The following is a 5,196-nucleotide window of genomic DNA, read 5'->3' on the forward strand; positions in this document are numbered from 1 at the left end:
CACCCCACCCCGCACCCCTCGGAGGTGAACTGTCGTGAGTGCCCGCGACGATGACGAGAGCGTCCTCCCCGCCAAGATCCCCGCCGATGTCGCGAAGAGTGATCAAGTTCTGGGCCCGCTCACCGCACGGCAGACCGCGATCCTCGCCACCGCCGCTCTCCTGCTGTACGGCGGGTACTGGGCGAGCCGCTCCTTCATGGCGCCGCTCGCGTACCTGGTCCTCGTCGCGCCGGTCGCCGTGGTGGTGACCGTGGCTGCGGTCGGGCGGCGCGACGGAATCGGCATGGACCAACTCCTGCTCGCCGCCGCCCGATTCCACCGCACCCCCAAGCGGCGGGTACCGGCCCCCGAAGGCGTCCCTCCACTGCCTGCAGTCACCCCCGCTCCCTGGAAGGCGCAGGCGTCTCGGCCCCCGGCGCCCTTGCACCTCCCCTGCCGGTCCATCGCCCCCACCGGCATGCTCGACCTCGCAGCGGACGGCCAAGCCGCCCTCGCCGCGTGCAGCACCCTCAACTTCCATCTGCGTACCGGCGGTGAGCAGCAGGCCCTCACCGCGGCCTTCGCCCGCTGGCTCAACTCCCTGACCGGCCCGACCCAGATCCTGGTACGCGCCCACCGCCTCGACGCCACCCCGTTGATCGACGAGGTGGCCCAGACCGCGCCCGCACTCCCCCATCCCGCATTGGAGCGGGCGGCACTCGCCCATGCCGCCTTCCTCGGCGATCTGGCCGCCGAGCGTGACCTGCTCACCCGCCACGTCCTCCTGGTGGCTCGCGAACCCACCCCCTCCGGCGCGGCACGCGCCGGTCACCGCATCGCCGAGGCCACGCGCGCCCTGGAGGCCGCCGAGATCACCGTCTCGGCCCTGGACGCCGACACCACCGCGGAAACCCTGCGCCTGGCCGCCGACCCTGATGCCGCCCCGCTGGCAGGTGCGTGATGCTCCGATTCCTCCGCCGTGATGTTGCCCAAGCCGCCTCGGTCCACGCGCACCACATATTGGCCGCGCTCGGTCCCGACGGGCTCGAAGTCCACGCCCGCACCCTGGCGGTGGGCGGGTACCTCGCCGCCACCCTGGTGGTCACCGGCTACCCCAGTGAAGTCGTCCCCGGCTGGCTGGACCCGCTGCTCACCTACCCCGGCCGTCTCGACGTCGCCCTGCACATCGACCCGGTCGCCAGCCCTCTGGCCGCCCACCAGCTCAAGAAGCAGCGCGCCCGCCTGGAATCCTCCCGTCGCACCGGCCTGGACCACGGACGGCTCGACGACCCCGACACCGAAGCCGCCGCGCAGGACGCCGCCGAACTCGCCTACCGGATCGCCCGCGGCGAGGGCAAGCTCTTCCAGCTCGGCCTGTACATGACCATCTACGGCCAGGACGAAGAGCGGCTGTCCGACGAGGTCGCCTCGGTCCGCTCGATCGCTGAGTCCCTCCTGGTGACGACCGCGCCCGCCACCTATCGGGCGCTGCCCGGCTGGCTGGCCACCCTCCCGCTCGGCCTTGACACCCTGAAGGTCCGACGAACCTTCGACACCGAAGCCCTCGCGGCCTGCTTCCCCTTCGCCTCCCCCGACCTGCCCGCCGACGCCGCGCTGTCGGCGGGCGGTGTGCTCTACGGCCTCAACACCGCCAGCGGCTCCCTGGTGCTCTGGGACCGCTTCGCCCAGGACAACTACAACTCGATCACCTTGGCGCGTTCCGGCGCTGGCAAGTCGTATCTGACCAAACTCGAACTGCTGCGGCTGCTGTTCGCCGGCACCGAAGCCATGGTCATCGACCCCGAGGACGAGTACGTCCGCCTGGCCGAGGCCGTCGGCGGCACCGTCATCCGCCTCGGCGACCCGGCCGTACGGCTCAACCCGTTTGGCCTGCCGCCCCGCGCGGACGGCGAGCAGGACGCGCTGACCCGTCGGGTGCTGTTCCTGCACACCTTCCTCGCCGTCCTGCTCGGCGGGGAACTCAACCCAGCCGAGCGGGCCGCACTGGACCGGGCCGTCCTTGCCACCTACCACCAGGCCGGCATCAACACGGATCCCTCCACCTGGTCGCGCCCGGCCCCGCTCCTGGCCGACCTCGCCGCGCAGTTGGCCGCCCTAGCCGACCCGGTGGCCAGCGACCTGGCCGTGCGTCTGGACCCGTACATCAACGGATCGCACCGCCAGCTGTTCCACGGCCCGACCACCACCCGCCCCACCGGACACCTGGTCGTCTTCTCCTTGCGCGAGATCCCCGAGGAACTCAAGACCGCGAGCATGCTCCTGGCGCTCGACGCGATCTGGCGGCAGGTCGCTCACTCGGGCTCCCTCAAGCGGCGTCTGGTCGTCGTCGACGAGGCCTGGCTGCTGATGCGCGACGGACACGGGGCACGCTTCTTGTTCCGTATGGCCAAGGCTGCCCGCAAGTACTGGACCGGCCTGGCCGTGGTCACCCAGGACGCCGACGACGTCCTCGCCTCCGACTTGGGCCGGGCAATCGTCTCCAACGCCGCGACCCAGCTCCTGATGCGTCAGGCCCCGCAGGCCATCGACCAGATCGCCGCCTCCTTCCACCTGTCCCGCGGTGAACGCCACCATCTGCTGTCCGCGCCCCGGGGTTGCGCACTCCTGCTCGCCGGACGAACCAAGATCTCCTTCAGCCCCCTCGCGTCCCCCGACGAACATGAACTGATCACCACCGATCCAGTCGAGCTCCAGGCACACGAGTCGTGCGCGCAGGACGAGGACGGCGACCCGTACGGCCTTCCGGACCTGACGGGGCTTCGGCTGTGAGCGGCACCCAACCGGGCGGTTTGCTGGGTGAGTTCCTGACCAATCCCGAGGACTTGATCTCCGGCCTGCTACGCGGCGCCGCCAGCCTTCTCATCGGCTCCTGGCCGTGGCTCGCCCCCTGCGCCCTGCTCACAGTCATAGGCCTGATCACCGGGCGCATCACGCTCCACCGGCGCCGCCAGGTCACGTTCAGCGACGGCGCCCAGCTGGTCACGGTGCTCGCGCCGCCTACTGTTTCCGGCAAAGGCGGCGAGGTGCTCTGGGCCCAGCTCTCCGGCCTGCTACGGCCCTGGCACCAGCGTCTACTGCACGGGCAACCACACATCGGCTTCGAATACGTCTGGAGCACCGGCGGCCTGAGCGTGCGCCTGTGGCTGCCCGGCACTATCCCCACCACTCTCGTACGTCGCGCCGTGGAGGCCGCCTGGCCCGGCGCGCACACCACCGTCCGCGACGCGACGCCGCCGATCCCGGCCACCCACCAGTGCACCGCAGGCCGCCTGCGCCTGGCCCGCCCGGAAATCCTGCCGCTGCGCACCGATCACCGCGACGACCCACTGCGCACTCTCCTCCAGGCCGCGACCGGCATGGCCGACGACGAACACGTCCTCGTCCAGGTCCTCGCCCGCCCCGCGACCGGAGCCCGACTGCGCCGCGCCCGCCGTAGCGCCCGCCGGTTGAAGGCAGGCCACACCGCACCGCGCCTGTCCTCCCTCTTCCGGCTCTTCGCCCACGCCCCGCAGCGCACCTCGCCCTCCATCACCGACCCCTCGCACGGCGCCGAGGTACGCCAGAGCGTCGGCAAACTCACCGGCCCCCAGTGGGAGATCCACCTCCGCTACGCCGTCGCGCTCCCGGCCAAGGCTGCAGCCCCGGAGGCGACGCAGGCCCAACTGCGCGGCCGGGCCCACGCCCTCGCCTCCTCCTTCTCCCTCTATGCCGCCCGCAACTGGCTGGCCCGCCACCGCCTGCCCACACCTCACTCCGCCCTGAACAGTCGCCACTTCCCCGGCCGCGGCGACCTGCTGTCCGTGCCCGAACTCGCCGCCCTCGCCCACCTCCCCACCGACGCCGATGCCCCCGGCCTGGCCCGCGCGGGCGCCCGCTCCGTCGCCCCACCTCCAGCCATCGCCCATCCCGGCCCCGGCATCAAACCGCTCGGGCACGCCGACACCGGCAGCCGACGAGGCATCGGCCTCACCGTCCCCGACGCCCGCCACCACCTCCACCTCATGGGCGCCACCGGCTCCGGCAAGTCCACCTTGATCGCCCAACTCGCCCTCGATGACGTCGCCGCGGGCCGCGGCGCGATCGTCATCGATCCCAAGGGCGACCTCGTTGCCGACCTCCTGCACCGCCTGCCCGAAACCTGCGCCGACCGGCTCGTACTCATCGACCCCGACGACGTACACGTCCCGCCCTGCCTGAACGTCCTGGACGGCGCGGACATCGACGTCGTTGTCGACAACATCACCGGCATCTTCCGCCGGATCTTCTCCGCCTTCTGGGGTCCACGCACCGACGACATCATGCGTGCCGCCTGCCTCACCCTGCTCCGTCACGCACAGGCCACCAACCGTCTGGTCACCCTCGCCGACATCCCCCGCCTCCTCGGCGAGCCCGCCTACCGCCTCCGCATGATCCCCACCATCAAAGACCCCGTCCTCAAAGGTTTCTGGCTCTGGTACGAGTCCCTCTCCGAGCCCTCCCGTGCAGCCGTCGTCGGCCCCGTGATGAACAAGCTCCGCGCCTTCCTGCTGCGCTCCTTCGCCCGCCAGGCCATCGCCTCGGGCGAATCCACCTTCCACCTCGACGACGTCCTGGACGGCGGCATCCTCCTGGCCCGCCTCCCCAAAGGCGCGCTAGGCGAGGAGACCACCCGACTGCTCGGCTCCTTCATCGTCGCCAAAACCTGGCAGGCCGCCGCAGCCCGAGCCCGCACCCCCGAACACACCCGCATCGACGCCTCCCTCTACATCGACGAGGCGCACAACTTCCTCACCCTGCCCTACCCCTTGGAGGACATGCTCGCCGAGGCCCGCGGCTACCGCCTCTCCATGAACCTGGCCCACCAGCACCTCGCCCAACTCCCCCGCGACCTGCGTGAAGGCATCTCCGCCAACGCCCGCAACAAGGTCTTCTTCAACGCCTCCCCCGAAGACGCCAGCGCACTGGAACGCCACACCCTGCCCACCCTGGCCGCCCACGACCTCGCTCACCTCGGCCCGTACCAAGCCGCCGCCCATCTCCTGGCCGACGGCGCCGAAGCAGCGGCCTTCACCCTGACCACCAGCCCGCTCACTCCCGCCGTCCCAGGGCGGTCCACCACGCTGCGGGCCGCTTCCGCCGCCCGCTGCGGCGGCACCACGAGCCGCTCCGCCTACCTCCCCCTATAGGCCCAGGAGAAGGTCATGCCCACGACCAGCC

At 71.5% G+C, this 5,196-nt stretch carries 3 protein-coding genes; all 3 read left to right on the forward strand.

The window, feature by feature from the left end; genetic code table 11:
• The first annotated feature begins 34 nt into the window (after positions 1-34).
• The 3 genes from E2651_RS40970 to E2651_RS40980 are packed head-to-tail and all read left to right on the forward strand — an operon-like array spanning position 35 to position 5,165.
• Positions 35-940 carry a PrgI family protein gene (locus tag E2651_RS40970; RefSeq protein WP_135336354.1) on the forward strand — a complete coding sequence of 302 codons (906 nt, stop codon included), beginning with the start codon at positions 35-37 and terminating at the stop codon, positions 938-940.
• Complete coding sequence (locus E2651_RS40975; protein ID WP_135336355.1) at positions 940-2,769, forward strand: ATP-binding protein; 1,830 nt, start codon at positions 940-942, stop codon at positions 2,767-2,769. Before E2651_RS40970 ends, E2651_RS40975 begins: the two co-directional genes overlap by 1 nt.
• Positions 2,766-5,165 (forward strand): type IV secretion system DNA-binding domain-containing protein, encoded by a 2,400-nt coding sequence (locus E2651_RS40980; RefSeq protein WP_135336356.1) that lies wholly within the window; start codon positions 2,766-2,768, stop codon positions 5,163-5,165. The genes E2651_RS40975 and E2651_RS40980 overlap by 4 nt, the downstream gene beginning before the upstream one ends.
• Positions 5,166-5,196 lie beyond the last annotated feature (31 nt).

The organism is Streptomyces sp. MZ04 (genome assembly GCF_004684775.1).
GTDB lineage: Bacteria > Actinomycetota > Actinomycetes > Streptomycetales > Streptomycetaceae > Streptomyces.